The sequence below is a fragment of the Dyella sp. Tek66A03 genome, from assembly GCF_052567735.1.
Genome location: NZ_CP199584.1, coordinates 4,404,067 through 4,424,790, shown reverse-complemented (window position 1 = coordinate 4,424,790; position 20,724 = coordinate 4,404,067). Strand labels below are relative to the sequence as shown.

Genomic DNA, 20,724 nt, shown 5'->3' with positions numbered 1-20,724 from the left:
TCAGGCAACAAGCGCCGGATTATAGTCGAAGCTTGCGGCAGTTTTCAGGTCGCCGCGCCGCGCGCACTGAAGCGGCTGTTTTGGCGCAATTTTCGGCAACCTGACATGATTAGCTGGTAAAACCCTGCCATCGGTCATAGGGCACCCATGTCAACTGGCATTGTCCAATGCCGTTGAACAAACCCTATCCTTTCATTCGACGTACAAATCAGGCGCGCAGTGCGCGCTGGTGGGGTCGGGTGGTCCGCCGTCTATATCTGGGAGTTTTTCATGTCGCGTTTTTGGAAGATCGCGCTGATCGTTGTGGCTGTGATCGTGGTGGGAGCCGTGGGCTTCCGCTTGCTGCATAAGCCTGCGACCGAGGACGGTGCGCAGGGGCAAAGCGGTGGGCAGGACAAGAAATCGGGCCAGGACAAGGACAAGGATGCGGCACCGGTACCGGTGACCGTTGAGCACGTGGTCAAGCAGGATGTGCCGGTCTATCTCACCGCGCTGGGCACCGTGCAGGCGCTCAACACCGTGACGTTGAACCCTCAGGTGAGCGGCGAGCTGCTGAGCATCAACTTCAAGGAAGGCCAGGAAGTGAAGAAGGGCGAGCTGCTGGCGCAGATCGATCCGCGTTCGTTCCAGGCCACCTACGACCAGGCTTCGGCCAAGCAGCAGCAGGACGAAGCCCTGCTCGCCACGGCGCAGAGCACCCTCAAGCGTAATGACTCCCTGGTCGCCAAGGGCTATGTCGCCCAGCTCGACATGGACACCTTCCGCAACAACGTGACCAACTTGATCGCCTCCGTGACGGCGGACAAGGCGTCCGTGCGCGCGGCCAAGGTCAATCTGGACTACACCCGCATCATCTCGCCGATCGATGGCGTGGCTGGCATCCGCAATGTCGATCCGGGCAACGTGGTCACCACCACGACGGCCCTGGTCACGCTGACCCAGATCCATCCGATCTACGTGATGTTCAACCTGCCCGAGCAGAACCTTGAGATGGTGCGCAAGGCCGCCGTCGTTGGCAGTGCACTGGAGGTGCTGGCGCTGGACCGTGCCGACGCGCACACGATTGCCGACGACGGCCGGTTGAACGTGGTCGACAACCAGATCGACACCACCACCGGCACGTTCAAGCTGCGCTCGGTGTTTGCCAATACCGACAGCGCCCTGTGGCCGGGCCAGTTCGTGAACGTGCGACTGAAGGTGCATACCGTGAGCGGTGGCCTGGTGATCCCGGGGCAGGCCGTGCAGCGCGGACCGGATGGCGACTACGTCTATCTCGTGCAGCAGGACCAGACGGTGAAGATGCAGCCGGTGAAGGTGGCGGGCGAAGTCGGCGACAGCCACGTGATGATCGGTTCGGGCCTGGCCTTGAACGATCCGGTGGTGACCGAAGGCCAGTTCCGCCTGAAGCCGGGCAGCAAGGTGAAGTCGCTCAAGCCGGGCGAAGTGCCGACGTCGCCGACTGCTGCCGAAGTGGACCAGGCCAAGAAGAAGGCCCAGCAGAGCGGCGGCGGTCGCCGCGGCGGCTGACGTGGAGCGTGGGATGGGTGACGGGGGCGCATGCTCCTGCACCCGGAAAGAGCCGGCCGACGTTTCGCGGCGGCCGCTCTTTGTGCCCCCACGACCCGTCCCCCATCACCCGTCGGCGCGAGCTGGCTGACAGCGAGATATCAACGGCAAACCTATGGGCTTCTCCACACTCTTCATTCGCCGACCGATCGCGACCTCGCTGCTGATGGTGGCGGTGCTGTTGCTCGGCATCCTGGGCTACCGCCAGCTGCCGGTTTCCGCATTGCCGGAAATTTCGGCGCCGAGCCTGGTGGTCACCACGCAGTACCCGGGTGCCAGTGCCTCCACCATGGCCTCGCTGGTCACCACGCCGCTGGAACGCAACTTCGGCCAGATCTCCGGCCTGACCATGATGACCTCCGACTCGTCGGCGGGTCTGTCCACCATCGTGTTGCAGTTTGCGATGGACCGCGACATCGACATCGCGGCGCAGGACGTGCAGGCGGCCATCAACCAGGCCCGCGGCACCTTGCCCAGTACGCTGCCGTATCCGCCGGTGTACAACCGCGTGAATCCGGCCGACGCGCCGATCATGACCTTGAAGCTCACCTCCGACAGCCTGCCGCTGCGCGACGTGAACAACTACGCCGACTCGATCCTGGCGCAGAAGCTGTCGCAGGTGCAGGGCGTGGGCCTGGTGTCGATCGCCGGCAACGTGCGCCCCGCCGTGCGCGTGCAGGTGAATCCGGCGCAGCTGGCCAATCTCGGCCTGACCATGGAAGACGTGCGCAGCGCGCTTACCGAGGCCAACGTCAACGCGCCGAAGGGCACGCTCAACGGTGCCACGCAGTCGTACAGCATCGGCACCAATGACCAGCTGGCAACTGCCGCCGAGTACAAGAGCACCATCATCGCGTACAAGAACAACGCGCCGGTGCGCCTGTCCGACGTCGCCAATGTCATCGATGGCGTGGAGAACGACCAGCTGGCCGCCTGGGCCAACGGCAAGCCCGCCGTGCTGCTCGACATCCGCCGCCAGCCCGGTGCCAACATCGTGCAGACGGTGGAGCAGATCCGCTCGATCATGCCGCAGCTGCGCAGCGTGCTGCCGGCCGACGTGCATCTAGAGGTGTTCGCCGACCGCACCATCACCATCCGCGCCTCGGTCGAGGACGTGCAGTTCACCCTGATCCTCACCATCTTCCTGGTGGTGGCGGTGATCTTCGTGTTCCTGCGCCGGTTGTGGGCGACGGTGATCCCGTCGATCGCGGTGCCGTTGTCGCTGATGGGTACGTTTGGCGTCATGGCCTTCACCGGCATGTCGCTGGACAACCTCTCGCTGATGGCGCTGACCGTCGCCACCGGCTTCGTGGTGGACGATGCGATCGTGATGATCGAGAACATCGTGCGCTACATCGAACAGGGCAAGGACGGCAAGGAAGCGGCCGAGATCGGCGCGAAGGAAATCGGCTTCACCGTGCTGTCGCTGACCGTGTCGCTGGTGGCGGTGTTCCTGCCGCTGCTGCTGATGCCCGGCGTCACCGGGCGCCTGTTCCACGAGTTCGCCTGGGTGCTGACGATTGCGGTGACCATCTCGATGCTGGTGTCGCTGACCCTGACGCCGATGATGTGCGCCTATCTGCTGAAGCCCGATGCGCTGCCTGAAGGCGATGACGCGCACGAGCGCCACGCGGCCGCCGGCAAGCGCACCACCTGGTCGCGCATCGTGGGCCTGTACGAGAGTTCGCTGGACTGGGTGCTCGATCACCAGCGCCTGACCATCATGGTGGCGGCGGTCACCGTGGTGGTGACGATCTTCCTCTATGTCGTGATTCCCAAGGGCCTGCTCCCCGAGCAGGACACCGGCCTGGTGACGGGCGTGGTGCAGGCTGACCAGAACGTCGCCTTCCCGCAGATGGAGCAACGCACCAAGGCGGTAGCCGATGCGCTGCGTCGCGATCCCGCCGTCACCGGCGTGGCGGCCTTTGTCGGTGCGGGTTCGATCAACCCGACCCTCAACCAGGGTCAGCTCAGCATCGTGTTGAAGGACCGTGGTGATCGCGATGGTCTCGACACCGTGCTCGCGCGCCTGCAGAGGGAGGCCGGCGATATTCCAGGCGTGGCCTTGTATCTCAAGCCGGTGCAGGACGTGACCTTGGACAGCCGCGTGTCGGCCACCGAGTACCAGTACTCGATGTCCGATGTGAATGCGACCGAGTTGTCGGGTTATGCCAACCAGATGACCCAGGCACTGCGCGAGCGGCCGGAACTGTCCGACGTCGACAACAACCTTGCCGACCAGGGCACGTCGCTGAAGCTCACCATTGATCGCGAAAAGGCGAGCCGACTAGGCGTGCCGGTACAGACCATCGACGACACGCTGTACGACTCCTTCGGCCAGCGACAGATCTCCACCATCTTCACCCAGCTCAACCAGTACCGCGTGGTGCTGGAAGTGGCGCCGCAGTTCCGCTCCAGCACGGCGCTGCTCAACCAGCTCACCGTGAAGAGCAACGGCAGCGGTGCGCTGACCGGCAGCAATGCCACCAGCTTCGGCCAGGTGGCATCGAGTAATTCATCCACCAGTACCGGCCTTGGCGTGGCGAACACCGGCGTGGTCATCGGCGCGGGCGGCACCATTCCGCTCGCTTCGCTGGCGACGGCCGAAGTCACCAGTGCGCCGCTGGTGGTGAGCCATCAGCAGCAGCTACCGGCGGTAACTGTGTCGTTCAACCTGGCGCCGGGCTATTCGCTGTCCGAGGCAGTGAAGGCAATCCATGAGGTAGAGCAGAAGCTCAACTTCCCACCGCAGGTGCGTGGCGAGTTCGTCGGCAAGGCGGCGGAGTTCTCTACCTCGCTGACCAACGAAGTGCTGCTGCTGGTGGCATCGATCGTGGTGATCTACATCGTGCTGGGCGTGCTCTATGAGAGCTATATCCACCCGTTGACGATCATCTCCACCCTGCCGCCTGCCGGTGTGGGTGCGTTGCTGGCGCTGATCCTGTGCGGCATGAGCCTGTCGGTGGACGGCATCGTGGGCATCGTCTTGCTGATCGGCATCGTGAAGAAAAACGCGATCATGATGATCGACTTCGCGATCGAGGCACAGCGCGAAGGCATGAAGCCGCACGAAGCGATTCGCCGCGCCTGTCTGCTGCGCTTCCGCCCGATCATGATGACCACGGCCGCGGCCATGTTGGGTGCGTTGCCGCTGGCATTGGGCAACGGCATCGGTGCCGAATTGCGCCGGCCGCTGGGCGTTTCGATCGTCGGCGGCCTGCTGCTCTCGCAGCTGGTGACGCTGTACACGACGCCGGTGATCTACCTGTACATGGAGCGTTTCTCCGACTGGCTGCGCGAGCGGCGCGAACGTCGAGAGCTGGAGCGTGCACAGGTACGAGGAGCGATGTGATTGTGGCGTACGGTCGCCGCTTGGCCGGCGATGCAATAAAGCTAACCAACGAGGGGGAGCGGTCTCTAAGAGCCTGTTCAAAGTCTCCGCGTGGCCCGCGTTGAGCCCGTGTGCCCGCCAGGGAGCGGTGCGTGGCGAAGCGCCTGACTGGCTGTCAGGTCGAGCCGCGCGCCGGTTCCTGGCGGGCACACGGGCTCAACCCTACGGGCCGGGTCTGTTTGCCCGCACGCCGGCGTCATCACTCGGTCGTGTACGGACGTACACTCCCTCCTTCTTCCTAGGCCTGCGCGCAAACAGCTCCCGGCGCGGGCCACGCGGAGACTTTGAACAGGCTCTAACCGCTCCCCCTTTCGGCGTGTTGGGCATGGTCACGAATCAACCAATGGCGGACTCGTGCGTTGATCCCATCATGGGCCGGCGGCCCGTTCATTCCGGCGCTTCCCCTGATTGCGCCGGTCGTTTCCTGACGCACACCCGCCATACCGCTGCGGCGGCAGCAGGGCAGGTGGGCGCATTTGGCGTTACGTTGACTGCATGAACATCTCCGGCCCCTTCATTCGCCGCCCGATCGGCACCTCGCTGCTGGCGATAGGTTTGTTTGTGGTAGGTCTGATCTGCTACTTGCTGCTCGGTGTGGCGGCACTGCCGAACATGCAGTTCCCGGTGATCTTCGTGCAGGCGAGTCAGGCCGGTGCCAGCGCCGGCACCATGGCGACCACCGTGGCGGCGCCACTGGAGCGGCATCTCGGCCAGGTGGCCGGCATCGACACCATGCGTTCGTCCAGTTCGTTGGGCAGTACCCAGGTGTTCATGATGTTCAACACCGGGCGCAACCTGGATGCTGCCGCGCGCGATGTGCAGGCGGCCATCAATGCCGCCCAGTCCGACCTGCCCAGCGGTCTGAATGCGCCACCGAGTTACCAGAAGGCCAACCCGAACGACGACCCGATCATTGCGTTCGCCCTGACCTCCGATACGCAGTCGGCGCGCGATCTCTACGACGTGGCCGACTCGCTGCTGGCACAGCGCCTGCGTCAGCTCGAAGGCGTGTCCGAAGTGGACATCGTCGGCGCCGCCACGCCGGCGATCCGCGTCGACGTGAACCTACGCCAGCTCAATGCGCTGGGTCTGTCGCCCGATCAGCTGCGCAATGCGCTCACCGCCGCCAACGTGACCTCGCCGCAGGGTTTCCTGTCGGACGGCAAGACCACCATGGCGGTGACCGCAAATGATTCGCTGCACAAGGCGGAAGACTTCGCCAACCTGGTGATCGCTTCGCACAACGGCGTGCCGGTGCGCCTGTCGGACGTGGCCAAGGTATACGACGGTTTGCAGGATGCCTATCAGGCGGCCTGGTTCCAGGGTAAACCGGCCATCCTGATGTACGTCTACCGGCAGTCGACCGCGAACATCATCGGTACGGTGGATCGGGTGAAGGCGGCCGTGCCGGTGCTGCGCAGTTATCTCCAGCCAGGCACCACGCTGACGCCGTACTTCGACGGCACGCCGACCATCCGCGCCTCGCTGCATGAAGTGCAGGCCACGCTGCTGATCAGCCTGCTGATGGTGATGCTGACCATGGCCGTGTTCCTGCGCCGGCTCGCACCGACCCTGATCGCCACGGCGGCGGTCCCGCTGTCGCTGGCCGGCGCGGCGATGGTGATGTACGTGCTTGGCTATACGCTCAACAACCTCACCCTGCTGGCGTTGGTGATTGCGATCGGCTTCGTGGTGGACGATGCGATCGTGGTGATCGAGAACATCGTGCGTCACATCGACCAGGGCATGACGCGTATGGACGCGGCGCTGGCAGGCGCCAGGGAAATCGGCTTCACCATCGTGTCGATTACCGCATCGCTGGTGGCGGTGTTCATCCCGCTGCTGTTCATGGGCGGCATCACGGGTCTGTTCTTCAAGGAATTCACCATCACCTTGGTGGCGGCGATCATCGTCTCGGCGCTGGTCTCGCTCACGCTCACCACCTCGCTGTGCGGCCAGTTTCTTAGCGGCCATGACGACGACAAGCCAACCTCGCGTGTCGGCATCGCCCTGGAGAAGTTCCAGCAAGGCATGCTCGGCGTGTATTCGCGGGCGTTGAAGTTCTCGTTGAAGCACACGCTGGCGTTTGCCTTGACGCCGCTGGCGCTGATCGTGGCGACGATCCTCCTGTTCGGCGTGGTCAAGACTGGCTTGTTCCCGCCGCAGGACACCGGACTGATTCGCGGTCGCGCCACCTCGGGCGCCACGGTGTCGTTCCAGGATGCCGTGGCACGCCAGCAACGACTGATCGACATGCTGCTGAAGGACCATGACGTCGCCCGCGTCGGCTCCCGCCTGGGCACCAGTCGCCAGGGCGCTTCCGGCACGTTCGATATCGAACTCAGGACGCATGCCCAGGGCCGCAAGGACGATACGTTCGCCGTGCTGGCGCGACTCGGTGCCAAGGCCGCGCGTTATCCGGATCTCAACGTGCGCCTGCGCCCGATCCAGGATCTGCCCAGCTTCGGTGGTGGCGGTACCAGCCAGGGTGCGCAGTACCAGGTATCGCTGCAGGGCGACGATCCCGGCGAACTGCAGCTGTGGCTGCCCAAGCTGGTGGCCGAGCTGAAGAAGAATCCCAAGCTCAAGGACGTCGGTAGTGACGTCGACGACGCCGGCCTGCAGCAGAACATCGTGATCGACCGCGACAAGGCGGCGCGGCTGGGCGTCGGCATCGGCACCATCGACGGCGCGCTCTACAACGCGTTCGGCCAGCGCCAGATCAGCACGATCTACTCCGACCTCAACCAGTACAAAGTGGTGGTCAACGCGCTGCCGAACCAGACGGCGACACCGGCCGCCATCGACGCGCTTTACGTATCCAGCACCAGTGGCGCGATGGTGCCGCTTACCGCGTTCGCGCGGCAGGTACCGGGCCTGGCGCCCACCCAGATCACGCACGAAAACCAGTACACGACGATGAGCATGAGCTTCAATCTCGCGCCCGGCGTGAGCATGGGCGAAGCCTTGCAGATCATCCAGAAGACCGGCTCCCAGATGCGCCTGCCGGGCGATATCCGCATCAACATCGGCGGCGATTTCCGTCGTTTCCAGCAATCGCAGAGCGGCATGCTGTGGCTGCTGCTCGGTGCCGTGGTCACCGTCTACATCGTGCTCGGCATGCTTTACGAGAGCCTGATCCATCCGGTCACCATTCTCTCGACCTTGCCGGCCGCCGGTGTCGGTGCGCTGCTCGCCCTGTGGTTCACCAACACCGAACTGTCGGTGATCGCGCAGATTGCCCTGGTGTTGCTGATCGGCATCGTGAAGAAAAACGCCATCATGATGATCGACTTCGCCCTGGTATCGCGCCGCGAGCGCGGGCTGAGCGCGATGGACGCCGCCTACGAGGCCTGCATGGTGCGCTTCCGCCCGATCATGATGACGACCATGGTGGCGATCCTTGCCGCGGTACCGATCGCGGTGGGCCTGGGCGAAGGCTCGGATTTGCGCCGCCCCCTGGGTATCGCGCTGATCGGTGGTCTGATCATCTCGCAGAGCCTGACCCTGCTCAGCACACCGGCGCTGTATGTCATCTTCACCTGCCTCGCCGACCGTGTGCACGCGTGGCGCCTGCGGCATCGCCAGCCCCAGCGTCTGCCGGCGGCTAGCGAGAACGTCTGACCCGCTCGTTGTTGTTGTTGGAGCGCACCCTGTGCGCGACAAACCGGCAGGACTGCCGGTTTGCACAGCGCAAGCTGCCGACGGGGCGAGGGCCAAGGACGGCCCGAGTGACAAACCGGCAGGACTGCCGGTTTGCACAGCGCAAGCTGCCCACGGGGCGAGGGCCAAGGATGGCCCGAGTGACAAACCGGCAGGACTGCCGGTTTGCACAGCGCAAGCTGCCCACGGGGCGAGGGCCAAGGATGGCCCGAGTGAAAAGCCAACGGAGCGGTGATGCCGTGATCGCGCACGGGGTGCGCTCCTACAGAAAACGCCTGAATCTCCATACCCTTGCGCATTGTCCAGGCCCGCGTGCTTTCGCCCTCCGACGGAAATCGTGACAATAAGGGGCTTTCGTCCCCCGCTTCCGCCCCCATGTCGGTTGCCTCCGGACGAATCGAGCGTCCGCACGCCCCCCTATTGGTAAGGCCGTAACCCGCGAGGTCATTGCAGAAATGTCGAACACGCCGAAGATCATCTACACGCTCACGGACGAAGCTCCGTACCTCGCTACGGCGTCGCTCCTGCCGATTGTCAAAGCCTTTACCGGCACCGCCGGCATCCAGGTCGAAACCCGCGACATCTCGCTGGCCGGCCGCATCATTGCGCTGTTCCCGGATGTGTTGAAGGACGACCAGAAGATCGCCAATGACCTGGCCGAACTGGGCCAGCTGGCGACCACGCCGGAAGCGAACATCATCAAGCTGCCCAATATCAGCGCCTCGATGCCGCAGCTGAAGGCCGCGATCAAGGAACTGCAGGGCCAGGGCTATGCGCTGCCGGACTATCCGGAAGATCCCAAGGACGTCAGCGACTGGAACGTCAAGGCGCGCTACGACAAGGTCAAGGGCAGCGCGGTGAACCCAGTGCTGCGCGAAGGCAACTCCGACCGCCGCGCACCGCTTTCGGTGAAGAACTTCGCGCGCAAGCACCCGCACAAGATGGGCGCCTGGAGCGCGGATTCGAAGACCCACGTGGCGCACATGGATGGTGGCGACTTCTATGGCAGCGAGAAGTCGACCGTGGTCGCCAAGGGCGGCAACGTGTCGATCGAATGGTTCGGCAAGGACGGCAGCCACACCGTCTTGAAGGAAAAGACCGCGCTGAAGGACGGCGAGATCATCGACGCCGCCGTGATGAGCAAGAAGGCGCTGGCCAGTTTTATCGACGCGCAGATCGCCGACGCGAAGAAGCAGGGCGTGCTGTTCTCGCTACATCTGAAGGCCACCATGATGAAGGTGTCCGATCCCATCATGTTCGGCGTCGTGGTGACCGAGTTCTACAAGGACGTGCTGGGCAAGCATGCGGATGCGCTCAAGAGCATCGGCTTCGATCCGAACAACGGCATCGGCGACTTGTACGCACGCATCGGTGCGCTGCCGAAGAACCAGCAGGATGCGATCCTGGCCGATATCGCTGCCGAGTACGCCAAGCGTCCGGCGCTGGCCATGGTCAATTCCGACAAGGGCATCACCAACCTGCACGTGCCCAGCGACGTCATCGTCGACGCGTCGATGCCGGCGATGATTCGCGACTCCGGCAAGATGTGGAACACCGAAGGCAAGCTGCAGGACACCAAGGCGATCATTCCAGACCGCAGCTATGCAGGCGTGTATCAGGTGGTGATCGAGGACTGCAAGGCGCATGGCGCGTTCAATCCGTCCACCATGGGCAGCGTGCCGAATGTGGGCCTGATGGCGCAGGCCGCCGAGGAATACGGTTCGCACGACAAGACCTTCAAGATCGCCGGCGACGGCGTGGTCAAGGTCATCGACGAGGCCGGCAACGTGCTACTTGAGCAGGCGGTCGAGACCGGTGACATCTGGCGCTTGTGCCAGACCAAGGATGCGCCGATCCAGGATTGGGTCAAGCTGGCGGTGGACCGCGCACGCCTGAGCAACACGCCGGCCGTGTTCTGGCTCGATCCGCAGCGTGCGCACGACACCCAGATCATCAAGAAAGTCGAGCAGTACCTGAAGGACCACGACCTCAGCGGTCTGGATATCCGCATCATGTCGCCGGTCGATGCCACGCGCTTCTCGCTGGAGCGCATCCGCAAAGGCGAGGACACCATCTCGGTGACCGGCAACGTGCTGCGCGACTACCTCACCGACCTGTTCCCGATCATGGAGCTGGGTACCAGCGCCAAAATGCTCTCCATCGTGCCGCTGATGGCCGGCGGCGGCCTGTTCGAAACCGGCGCGGGTGGTTCGGCGCCCAAGCATGTGCAGCAGTTCCTGGAAGAGGACTATCTGCGTTGGGATTCGCTGGGCGAGTTCCTGGCACTGGCGGCCTCGCTCGAGCATCTTGGCAACCGGTACCACAGCAAGGATGCCAGCGTGCTGGCCAAGACGCTGGATGAGGCGAACGGCAAGATCCTCGACAACAACAAGTCGCCGGCGCGCAAGGTCGGTGAGCTGGACAACCGCGGCAGCCACTTCTACCTGGCCTTGTACTGGGCACAGGCGCTTGCTGCGCAGAACGACGACGCCAAGCTCAAGGCGAAGTTCGCACCGCTGGCCAAGGCTCTGGCCGACAACGAAGCGAAGATCATCGGCGAGTTGAACGGGGCCCAGGGCAAGTCCGTGGACATCCATGGCTACTTCCACCCGAACCTGGAGCTGGTGAGCAAGGCCATGCGTCCGAGTGCTACGTTCAACGATGCACTCGCGGCGCTCGTTGCGGCGGGCTGATCGTCGGATCTTCATAGACCAAAAAGAGGGCCGCGCAAGCGGCCCTCTTTGATTGGCATCTTGCGCTCTTCGCTGGCGGGTCCGATGCGGGCTCGCATTTGCGTAGGGCTAAAATGATCTGCGTGTCTTCTTCCGTAATGCAGGCACTCGCCGCACTGCGCTAGGCTCCCGCCCATGAACGCGCTGCCTCAATCCAACGAGTCCACCGTGCCAACCGGCCGCGCCACGGAAGTCTTCACCGTCTTCCTCGCCCTTGGCCTGCGCTCCTTCGGCGGCCCCATCGCGCATCTGGGCTATTTCCGGCGCGCTTTCGTCGAACAGCGGCACTGGCTCGACGATGCGCGCTTCTCCCAGTTACTCGCGCTATGCCAGTTCCTGCCGGGCCCGGCGAGCAGTCAGCTCGGTTTCGCCATCGGCTTGCTGCGCGCGGGCTGGCCCGGCGCCATCGCGGCTTTCGTCGGTTTCACCTTGCCTTCCGCCTTGCTCATGCTTGGCTTCGCCTGGTGGGCGCCCTACCTGCATGGCCCATGGGGGCAGTCGTTGCTGCACGGGCTCAAGCTGGTGGCGGTGGTCGTGGTCGCGCATGGTGTGCTCGGCATGTGGCGTGCGCTGACACCCGACTGGCCGCGCCGCGCGCTCGCCTTGGGCTCGGCAGCCATCGTGCTGTGGCAGCCACAGGCATGGATGCAGTTGCTGGTGATTGTGTTGGCTGCCTTGATGGGGCCATGGCTTTGCCGCCACCTCACGGCGCATCGCGATGAGGCGCCTACGCCGCGCTACGGTCGTCGCGTGGCCATGCCGCTGCTATCTCTCTACGCGGTCTTGCTGCTGTTGGCCCTGAGCATGGGCACGCATGGCGCGTTGCTGCTGCGGATCGGCGCGGCCTTCTATCGCGCCGGGGCACTCGTCTTCGGCGGTGGCCATGTGGTGCTGCCGTGGTTGCGGCAGGCGCTGGTGGTGCCCGGCTGGGTGGATGAAAGCAGCTTCCTTGCCGGCTATGGCGCGGCACAGGCGATGCCGGGGCCGATGTTTTCGTTGGCCGCGTATCTCGGCCGCCAGATGCAAGGCGGGCAGGGCGGCATGATCGGCGCGTTGGTCGCCTTGGCCGCGATCTTCCTGCCCGGCTTTCTGCTGCTCGGTGGTGTGCTCCCCTTCTGGCAGCGCCTGTCGTCGCGTGCCGAAGCGGTGCGCGTGGTTGCCGCGATCAACGCGGCCGTCGTCGGCTTGCTTGCTGCCGCGTTCTATCATCCGGTGTGGACGGGCACGGTGCACGGACCCGCCGACATCGTGATCGCCGCATGCGGTTTTGCCATGCTCACGCTGGCGAAACAGCCTGCATGGGCCGCGGTGCTGTGGTGCGTAGCCGCGGCATGCCTCGGCCCCAGCCTGGGCGGCTGAATCGATGGTTTCTATGCATGGAACCGCACCCATGGCTCAATGGTCAGAATGCAGACCCTAAAGGAAGCACGATCCATGAATCGGACCGCCACCAGTAACTCGCTAAGCCGTCATCTGCATCAGGCGCTGGCCGTCGGTCTGTTCGTTCTGGTCGCCGCGGCACCGGTCTTCGGGCAAAGTGCGCCGCCCACTCCTGCGACGGCCCCTGTGCCATCGCAGGTCACCAATCTCGACGCGGTGACGGTCAGTGGCATTCAACCCGGACCTGGCCTGTGGAAGGTGAGCAAGGGTGATCACGTGATGTGGGTGCTTGGCACGTTGTCGCCCTTGCCTGATCACATGCAATGGAAAACCGACGAAGTCGAACAGACCATCGCCGAATCGCAGGAAGTGCTGGGGCCGCCGTCTGTGGCCTTGAAGCCGAAGACGAATTTCTTCGGCAAGCTGTTCTTGCTGCCCTCCTTGATCGGCGCTCGCAAGAATCCGGACGGGCAAAGTCTGCAACAGGTCGTGCCCGCGGCGCAGTACGCACGCTGGCAAGTGCTCAAGCAGCAATACATCGGCAGCGATCGCAGCGTGGAAGACTGGCGCCCGATCTTCGCGGCCGTGGAGTTGTACGACAAGGCAGTCAAGCGCAGCGGACTGAGTGCCTCCGGTGGCGTGAAGGAAACGGTGCGCGAGCTGGCCAAGAAGCATGGCGTGAAGGTCAGCGCGGCGCGCTACACCATGCTGATCGAACAGCCGCGTTCTGCCGTGAAGACCTTCAAGGTCTCGCCCATGGACGATCTGGAATGCTTCGGACGTACGCTCGATACCGTGGAACACGATATGGGCCGCATCACGGCGCGCGCCAACGCCTGGGCCACGGGTGACATCGAGGCATTGCGTAGCCTGCCGATGAATGATCTGCGCGAAGCATGTATTTCTGCCGTCACCGAGGCAGGCTTCGCCAAGCAGCTGGGCTTCAGCGATATCCAGCAGAAAGCACAGGCGATCTGGCTCGGCGCCGCCGAGCAGGCGTTGAACGCGAACGCGCAAACCTTCGCGATGTTGCCGATGGAAGAAGTGTTGTCGCCCAAGGGACTGATCGCGCAGCTCAAGGCGAAGGGTTATCAGGTGGAAGCGCCGGACGGCAGCGAGTAGCTTCTAGTCCCCTCTCCCCTTCGGGGAGAGGGTTAGGGTGAGGGGTCAATCTTGCGGAAACGTCGGTTTAAAACCTGCTCTGTTGCGGCTTCATCGCGAGCACCCACCCCTCACCTCAGTCCTCTCCCCCGAGGGGAGAGGAGGCTATGTCAGGCGCTCGCTCGATCCAGCGCCGCAATATCCTCAGCACTAAGTTGCAACTTCACCGCACCAAACAGCTCCGTCAGCTGCGGAATGCTGGTAGCACTGGCGATCGGCGCCGTCACACTCGGGCGTGCAATCAACCACGCTAGCGCAACCTGTGCAGGTGTCGCGCCATGTGCAGCCGCCACCTTGTCGAGCGCGGCGAGAATACCCAGCCCGCGTGCATTGAGATACTTCCGCACCGTACCGCCGCGGGCGGCGCTCTTGCCAAGGTCGGCCTCACTACGGTATTTGCCGCTCAGAAAGCCGCTGGCCAAGGCGTAGTAGTTGATGACGCTGATGTTCTCGGCAACAACCAGCGGTTCGAGCTCCTTTTCGTAAACCGCGCGATTGACCAGGTTGTATTCCGGCTGCAGCGTTTCATAGCGCGGCAGGTTGTTTTTCGCGGAGACCGCCAGCGCTTCGCCGAAACGATCCGCGCCATAGTTGGACGCGCCAATCACGCGCACCTTGCCCTGCTCGATCAGCCGTGCGAACGCGCCCAGGGTTTCATGCAGCGGCACCGTCGCGTCGTCTTCATGGGCCTGGTACAGATCGATGTGATCCGTCTGCAGCCGCTTGAGCGAGCCGTCCACGGCCTGGTTGATGTTGATCGGCGACAGGCCCGGATGCTCGGCCCATTTCGCCACCTTGGTGGCGATCACCACCTTGTCGCGCTTGCCGCTCCGCTTGAGCCACTTGCCGATGATGGTCTCGGACTCGCCGCCGCGATTACCTGGCACCCAGGCCGAATAAACGTCCGCGGTATCGATGAGGTTGAAGCCGGCGTCGACGAACGCATCGAGCAGTTCGAACGAACGCTGTTCGTCCGCACTCCAGCCAAACACATTGCCACCAAAGGCGAGCGGTGCGACGGAGAGTGTGGATCGGCCGAGTTGGCGCAGTGGCATGGGCGGGGTCCTTGCTACCAGGGCCGCCGCGGAATGCGACGGGCGTACCCGGTCGACGTGGTAGCGGATCCGCGGCGAATCAAGTCGGCAGGCAGTCGCCAGCAGCCAGGGCAGGGCATCCCTTGTCCGCGGAACGCTGGGCCTGCAAGGGCGCACGCTGCCGCTTGCCGGTGGGCTTCTTGTCGGATTTCGGCATTTCGGCCAACCGACGCGCCAAGTCGACATTCGTGATGTGGCCGTGCATGAACAACAGGTCAGTCCAGAGCGAGCTCATGACATCCTCCCTTCGTGTTGCCATGTGTGGTGGTGCGCTCAAGATAGGAGGCTCGCATGCCGCCTAAAAGCGATATATTCACAAGCCAGGCTTGAGGAAATTTCAATATGGCGCGCATCTCGCTGGATCTGCTCCAACAATTCGTGCAGGTCGGCCGCCTGGGCAACCTCTCTCGCGCCGCCGAACAGGCCAACCTTACCGTCAGTGCGCTCAGCCACCAGGTACGCCAACTGGAACAGCGGCTGGAGCGCAGGCTGTTCGATCGTGGCCCTCGTGGCGTGCAACTCACCCCCGAGGGACGTCGCCTGATGGAAGCCGTGGGGCATCACTTCGAAGGCATCGACCGCGCACTGTCGGGTTACCGTGTCCGTCGCGAGGAAGCGCTGACGCTCAGCGCCATTCCCGGCGTGATGTCGAGTTGGCTGGTGCCACGTCTGGCGCGCCTGGTGGCGGCGCATCCCGAGCTGGAACTCAACCTGCAATCGAGCGTGGAGCTGGTCAACTTTGATCGTGATCCGGTCGATGCCGCCATGCGCTATGGCCGTGGCCCCTGGCCGGGCCTCGTCACTGAACGCCTGTTCGACGAGTGGATCGCCCCGGTAGCGGCGCCTGCGTTGCTGGAACGCATGCGTGGCGTCGATCCCGCCGATCTCGCCAAGTGGCCGCTGCTGGGTGATCCCGGTGATCGTTGGCGTGACTGGTTTACCGCCACCGGCGGCCAGCCGCCGCGACGTTACGTGGCGCAGTTCGACAATACCGACGCCTTGCAGCGCGCGGCTAGCGAAGGCATGGGCGTGGCCTTGGGACGCATGGTGATGGCGCGGCCGATGATCGAGGCGGGCTTGCTGCAGGTGTTGGGCAACCGCTACCTGCAGATTCCGGAGGCCTATTTCCTGGTCTATCCGGAACGGGCGCGGGATCACGCAAGCCTGCGGATTTTTCGCGATTGGCTGCATGAGGAGGCAGCGGCCTATGCGAAGACGATGTCGTACGCAACGTCGTCCGTGGGCCAGAAAAGCGCAGCCCTCGGTTCCTCTGTGTAGGAGCGTACCCTTTGCGCGATCACGGCTTTACCGCTGCGTTGGTTTTCACTCGGGCCATCCTTGGCCCTCGCCCTGCGGGCAGCATGCGCTGTGCAAACCGGCAGTCCTTCCAGTTTGTCGCACACAGGGTGCGCTCCTGCCCTTTTGACCTCGGCGCCCACCCATCCCTGACCCATCGCGAGGTTTCCCATCGCGCGCCAAAACGTCATCATTCCCCTTCGCATCCCCCCGATCCCCCGGAGTAAACCCCATGAAATCTCGCGCCGCCGTCGCCTGGGAAGCAGGCAAGCCCCTCACCATCGAACAAGTCGACGTCGCTGGTCCCAAGGCGGGCGAAGTGCTGGTACGCATCGTGGCGACGGGTGTCTGTCATACCGACGCTTTCACCTTGTCGGGCGCCGATCCGGAAGGCATGTTCCCGGTGATTCTTGGCCACGAAGGCGGCGGCATCGTGGAAGAAGTGGGTGAAGGCGTAACCTCGCTTAAAGTCGGCGATCACGTGATTCCGCTGTACACGCCCGAATGCGGCGAGTGCAAATTCTGCCTCTCGGGCAAGACCAATCTGTGCCAGAAGATCCGCGTGACCCAGGGCAAGGGCTTGATGCCCGACGGCACCTCGCGCTTCTCGCTCAACGGCAAGCCGTTGCTGCACTACATGGGCACCAGCACCTTCAGCGAATACACCGTGCTGCCGGAAATTTCGCTGGCCAAGATCAATAAGGAGGCGCCGCTGGAAAAGGTCTGCCTGCTCGGCTGCGGCATCACCACGGGCATCGGCGCCGTGCTCAACACCGCCAAGGTCGAGCCGGGTGCGAGCGTGGCCGTGTTCGGCATGGGCGGCATCGGCCTGTCGGTGGTGCAGGGCGCGGTGATGGCGAAGGCCGGCCGCATCGTGGTGGTGGATACCAACCCGGACAAGTTCGTCATGGCCAAGGCGCTGGGCGCGACGGACTTCATCAACCCGAAGGATTACCCGGACACGCCGATCCAGCAGGTCATCGTCGACCTGACCGACGGCGGCGTGGATTACTCGTTCGAGTGCATCGGTAACGTGCAGGTGATGCGTTCGGCGCTGGAGTGCTGCCACAAGGGTTGGGGCGAGTCGATCATCATCGGCGTCGCCGGTGCGGGACAGGAAATCAGCACGCGACCGTTCCAACTGGTGACCGGACGGGTGTGGCGCGGATCGGCGTTCGGCGGGGTCAAGGGGCGTACGCAGCTGCCCGGTTATGTGGATCGCTATATGGCCGGCGAGATCAAGATCGACGAGATGATTACCGAAGTCTTGCCGCTGGAGCGCATCAACGAAGCGTTCGACCTGATGCACGAGGGCAAGGTGATCCGCTCGGTGATCCACTACTGAGCTGGCGCACGCCTCATTTAGCGAAATGAAAGCCCGACTTTAGGGTCGTGTGCTTTCCTGCCACAAACCGCCGCGATCAAGTCTTTGCCGGTATACCCGTCGGGAGCATGATGAGCGGCGCAACCGGGTGCCGTCCATCCACCATTTGTATACGTGGCGGCCGGCAAGCTGCGTGCTAGCCTGCCGTGTAGGCGCTTTTTGTTCTGTTTGATAGGGGTTGTCGATGAATAAGCGTGTGATTCCGGGCCTGGCAGCGCTGCTGTTGGCGGCTTGTAGCGGCAATTCCGGGCCGGCTGATGCGCAGCCGCAGGATCAACCGGCCGGCGCCGCGGTGCCGCCGACCAGCGCCACTGACTTCACTGCGTCGCGGCTGGACCAGGTGCTGGCAGGCGACTGGCGTTCGCCCGAAAACCGAGCGCGCGATGTCTATCGCCACCCCAAGGCCACGCTGCAGTTCTTTGGCGTAAGGCCGGATCAGACGGTCATCGAAATAACCCCGGGTGGCGGCTGGTACAGCGAAATCCTGGCACCGCTGCTGCGCGACAACGGTCACTACATCGCTGCCGTGCTGAAGCCGAAAGACGATGGCGAAGCGCGCCGCGATGTCACCGCGTTGCGCGAAAAGTTTGCCGGCAATCCGGCGCACTTCGGCAAAGCCCAGATCCTGGAGTTCGACCCGAAGGCCCCGGTCTTCGGCGCACCGGGTTCGGCCGACATGATCCTCACCTTCCGCAATGTGCATAACTGGGTGATCGCCGATACGGCGCCGACCATGTTCAAGGCGTTTTACGCCGCCCTGCGACCGGGCGGTGTGCTCGGTGTGGTGGATCATCGCGCGGCGGACAATGCCAATGTCGATGCCATCAAGGAAAGCGGCTACCTGCCGACCAGCTTTGTGGTGAAGCTGGCGACCGACGCCGGCTTCAAGCTGGAAGAGCAGAGCGAGATCAACGCCAATCCGAAAGACACCAAGGATTACCCGAAGGGTGTGTGGACCTTGCCGCCCACGCTGACCCTGGGTGACCAGGACAAGGCCAAGTACCTCGCCATCGGCGAATCGGATCGCATGACCCTGCGTTTCGTGAAGCCCGAAGCGCCAGCCAAGTCGCCGTGATTCACCACGATCGCGCGCCGAGCTGGCGCGCGATCGATCCCGCATGCTGATCGCATTCAACAAACCCTATGGCGTGCTGTGCCAGTTCACCGATGCGGACGGTCGCCGCACGTTGGCGGACTTCGTCACGCAGAAAGACGTCTATCCGGCAGGCCGGCTCGATCACGACAGCGAAGGCCTGCTGCTGCTGACCGATGATGGCCGTCTCGCCCATCGACTCACCGACCCAAAGCACAAGCAGCCGAAGACTTATCTAGTGCAAGTCGATGGCCAGGTTACAGACGACGCCGTGGCAGCACTGCAGCGCGGCGTGACGCTCAACGATGGCCCCACGCTGCCGGCCAGTGCGGAACACGCCGCCGAGCCGGCCTGGCTGTGGCCGCGTGATCCGCCTGTGCGTTTTCGCAAACTGATTCCCACCAGCTGGCTGCGCATCACCTTGCACGAAGGGCGCAACCGCCAAGTGCGACGCATGACGGCGGCGGTCGGTTTTCCGACCCTGCGCCTGATCCGCGAGCGCGTCGGCGGCTACGCGCTGGATGGGCTGGCGCCGGGCGAAACACGCATCCTCACTTCGTAGGTGCGATATAGGTGTTGTTGTAGGAGCGCACCCTGTGCGCGATCACGGCGTCGCCGCTGCGTAGGCTTTTCACTCGGGCCATCCTTGGCCCTCGCCCTACGGGCAGCTTGCGCTGTGCAAGCCGGCAGTCCTACCGGCTTGTCACTCGGGCCATCCTTGGCCCTCGCCCTACGGGCAGCTTGCGCTGTGCAAGCCGGCAGTCCTGCCGGCTTGTCACTCGGGCCATCCTTGGCCCTCGCCCTATGGGCAGCTTGCGCTGTGCAAGCCGGCAGTCCTGCCGGCTTGTCGCGCACAGGGTGCGCTTCTACACAACTATCCTGCGATCAGGTGATGCCGAAGAACGCCATCGCCGCCGCCGTACTATTGGCCGCCGTGACTTCCACCGCTTCGCCGCGATCGCGGGCAATCTCTTCGCAGATATGTCGCAAATACATCGGCTCATTGCGTCGATGCGAGGGTTGCGGCCGTACGGTGCGCGGCAGCAGATAGGGCGCATCGGTTTCGATCATCAGGCGATTCGCAGGAATCTCCCGTACAAGCTCACGCAAATGCGTGCCACGCCGTTCGTCGCAGATCCAGCCGGTAATGCCGATATGGCAATCCAGCGCGAGATAGTCACGCAGCGCCTCGCCGGTATCGGTAAAACAATGCACCACCACACCCGGCAGCTTGTCGCGGTAGCGCCGCAGCAAGGCGATGAAATCGTGGTGCGCATCGCGTTGATGCAGGAACAGCGGCTTCTGCGCATCGACTGCGATCTGCAGCTGGCGCTCGAACACCGCGAGCTGCACGTCGCGCGGCGAATAATTACGGTTGTAGTCCAACCCGGTTTCGCCCACGGCACGCACTTCTGGATGCGTCGCCAGTTCGCGCAGCAGGGCATCAGTGGCGTCGTTGTAATCGATCGCGTGATGGGGATGCACGCCCGCCGTGGCGTAAAGCACGCCGGGGTGCTTTTGCGCCAGCGCTAGCGAATGCGTGCTGCCATCACGCGATGCACCGGTGACGATCAGTCGTGTCACGCCATGCGCCTGCGCACGCTGCAGCACAGCATCAAAGTCGTGGTGAAACGATTCGTGAGTGAGATTGGCGCCGATATCGAGCAACTGCATGGGCTTGGTGGACAGTGAAAGTCGTTCATTGTCCCAGACAAGTCCGACGTAGCAAGGCCGGACTGGGTGCAGTGCAAAAAACCTCGAGAAATGCCCTACGCGACGGCGGGGAAAACCCCAGCCCCACGCCCTTGGCGATCGCAAGAAGTTGCTGGTAGCGTCTTTTAGCCGCACCTCAGGGTCATTCCCCTCGGGTGGGCGTACGCATCGGTTTACCGGTTGGCTACGTCCAGGACCCCTATCAGGTGGCCCTGCGCTGGGCGCTGTCCGGACATAACGCCGGAGTGGAA

Annotated in this window: 13 protein-coding genes; 10 read left to right on the top strand and 3 right to left on the bottom strand. The window is 63.7% G+C overall.

Annotated features, from left to right (window positions below; genetic code table 11):
* Positions 1 to 270 precede the first annotated feature (270 nt).
* The 6 genes from ACT01B_RS19690 to ACT01B_RS19665 all read left to right on the top strand — a co-directional run bounded on the left by ACT01B_RS19690 (position 271) and on the right by ACT01B_RS19665 (position 13,854).
* Complete coding sequence (locus tag ACT01B_RS19690) at positions 271 to 1,527, top strand: efflux RND transporter periplasmic adaptor subunit (RefSeq protein ID WP_445144897.1); 1,257 nt, start codon at positions 271 to 273, stop codon at positions 1,525 to 1,527.
* Positions 1,528 to 1,681: 154 nt separating this feature from the next.
* Entirely contained in the window at positions 1,682 to 4,918 is a 3,237-nt protein-coding gene (locus tag ACT01B_RS19685; RefSeq protein WP_445144896.1) for an efflux RND transporter permease subunit, read from the top strand.
* A gap of 534 nt (positions 4,919 to 5,452) precedes the next feature.
* On the top strand, positions 5,453 to 8,581 hold the full coding sequence (locus tag ACT01B_RS19680; protein WP_445144895.1) for an efflux RND transporter permease subunit: 3,129 nt from the start codon (positions 5,453 to 5,455) through the stop codon (positions 8,579 to 8,581).
* Between the two features lie 494 nt (positions 8,582 to 9,075).
* Positions 9,076 to 11,313 (top strand): NADP-dependent isocitrate dehydrogenase, encoded by a 2,238-nt coding sequence (locus ACT01B_RS19675; RefSeq protein ID WP_445144894.1) that lies wholly within the window; start codon positions 9,076 to 9,078, stop codon positions 11,311 to 11,313.
* A 174-nt stretch (positions 11,314 to 11,487) separates the two neighbouring features.
* The gene (gene chrA / locus ACT01B_RS19670; protein ID WP_445144893.1) at positions 11,488 to 12,711 is read left to right on the top strand and encodes a chromate efflux transporter; all 1,224 of its coding nucleotides are present in this window, start codon (positions 11,488 to 11,490) and stop codon (positions 12,709 to 12,711) included.
* A 75-nt stretch (positions 12,712 to 12,786) separates the two neighbouring features.
* Positions 12,787 to 13,854, top strand: a complete 1,068-nt coding sequence (locus ACT01B_RS19665; protein ID WP_445144892.1) for a TraB/GumN family protein — start codon at positions 12,787 to 12,789, stop codon at positions 13,852 to 13,854.
* 149 nt (positions 13,855 to 14,003) lie between these two features.
* Here ACT01B_RS19665 and ACT01B_RS19660 read toward each other — a convergent pair whose 3' ends face one another.
* Together ACT01B_RS19660 and ACT01B_RS19655 are read right to left on the bottom strand one after the other, a co-directional pair.
* Positions 14,004 to 14,948: an aldo/keto reductase gene (locus ACT01B_RS19660; RefSeq protein ID WP_445144891.1), complete on the bottom strand. Its 945-nt coding sequence runs from the start codon at positions 14,946 to 14,948 to the stop codon at positions 14,004 to 14,006.
* Between the two features lie 79 nt (positions 14,949 to 15,027).
* On the bottom strand, positions 15,028 to 15,222 hold the full coding sequence (locus tag ACT01B_RS19655) for a hypothetical protein (protein WP_445144890.1): 195 nt from the start codon (positions 15,220 to 15,222) through the stop codon (positions 15,028 to 15,030).
* Positions 15,223 to 15,329: 107 nt separating this feature from the next.
* Between ACT01B_RS19655 and ACT01B_RS19650 the strand changes: the two genes are divergently transcribed.
* From ACT01B_RS19650 to ACT01B_RS19635, 4 genes are all read left to right on the top strand, one after another.
* Positions 15,330 to 16,265, top strand: coding sequence for a LysR substrate-binding domain-containing protein (locus tag ACT01B_RS19650; protein WP_445144889.1), 936 nt, complete (start codon positions 15,330 to 15,332; stop codon positions 16,263 to 16,265).
* Between the two features lie 250 nt (positions 16,266 to 16,515).
* Entirely contained in the window at positions 16,516 to 17,628 is a 1,113-nt protein-coding gene (locus ACT01B_RS19645) for an S-(hydroxymethyl)glutathione dehydrogenase/class III alcohol dehydrogenase (protein WP_445144888.1), read from the top strand.
* 223 nt (positions 17,629 to 17,851) lie between these two features.
* Positions 17,852 to 18,742, top strand: a complete 891-nt coding sequence (locus tag ACT01B_RS19640) for a class I SAM-dependent methyltransferase (RefSeq protein WP_445144887.1) — start codon at positions 17,852 to 17,854, stop codon at positions 18,740 to 18,742.
* Positions 18,743 to 18,785: 43 nt separating this feature from the next.
* Positions 18,786 to 19,322, top strand: a complete 537-nt coding sequence (locus ACT01B_RS19635) for an rRNA large subunit pseudouridine synthase E (RefSeq protein ID WP_445144886.1) — start codon at positions 18,786 to 18,788, stop codon at positions 19,320 to 19,322.
* Positions 19,323 to 19,645: 323 nt separating this feature from the next.
* On the opposite strand, the gene ACT01B_RS19630 is transcribed toward ACT01B_RS19635, so the two are convergent.
* Positions 19,646 to 20,434 (bottom strand): TatD family hydrolase, encoded by a 789-nt coding sequence (locus ACT01B_RS19630; protein WP_445144885.1) that lies wholly within the window; start codon positions 20,432 to 20,434, stop codon positions 19,646 to 19,648.
* Positions 20,435 to 20,724: the final 290 nt, after the last annotated feature.

Bases quoted from the DNA above. Each gene is read 5' to 3' on its own strand.
- ACT01B_RS19640 (WP_445144887.1), top strand. From the start codon at position 17,852: ATGAATAAGCGTGTGATTCCGGGCCTGGCAGCGCTGCTGTTGGCGGCT.
- chrA (WP_445144893.1), top strand. From the start codon at position 11,488: ATGAACGCGCTGCCTCAATCCAACGAGTCCACCGTGCCAACCGGCCGC.
- ACT01B_RS19680 (WP_445144895.1), top strand. From the start codon at position 5,453: ATGAACATCTCCGGCCCCTTCATTCGCCGCCCGATCGGCACCTCGCTG.
- ACT01B_RS19665 (WP_445144892.1), top strand. From the start codon at position 12,787: ATGAATCGGACCGCCACCAGTAACTCGCTAAGCCGTCATCTGCATCAG.
- ACT01B_RS19690 (WP_445144897.1), top strand. From the start codon at position 271: ATGTCGCGTTTTTGGAAGATCGCGCTGATCGTTGTGGCTGTGATCGTG.
- ACT01B_RS19635 (WP_445144886.1), top strand. From the start codon at position 18,786: ATGCTGATCGCATTCAACAAACCCTATGGCGTGCTGTGCCAGTTCACC.
- ACT01B_RS19655 (WP_445144890.1), bottom strand. From the start codon at position 15,222: ATGAGCTCGCTCTGGACTGACCTGTTGTTCATGCACGGCCACATCACG.
- ACT01B_RS19630 (WP_445144885.1), bottom strand. From the start codon at position 20,434: ATGCAGTTGCTCGATATCGGCGCCAATCTCACTCACGAATCGTTTCAC.
- ACT01B_RS19660 (WP_445144891.1), bottom strand. From the start codon at position 14,948: ATGCCACTGCGCCAACTCGGCCGATCCACACTCTCCGTCGCACCGCTC.
- ACT01B_RS19675 (WP_445144894.1), top strand. From the start codon at position 9,076: ATGTCGAACACGCCGAAGATCATCTACACGCTCACGGACGAAGCTCCG.
- ACT01B_RS19685 (WP_445144896.1), top strand. From the start codon at position 1,682: ATGGGCTTCTCCACACTCTTCATTCGCCGACCGATCGCGACCTCGCTG.
- ACT01B_RS19645 (WP_445144888.1), top strand. From the start codon at position 16,516: ATGAAATCTCGCGCCGCCGTCGCCTGGGAAGCAGGCAAGCCCCTCACC.
- ACT01B_RS19650 (WP_445144889.1), top strand. From the start codon at position 15,330: ATGGCGCGCATCTCGCTGGATCTGCTCCAACAATTCGTGCAGGTCGGC.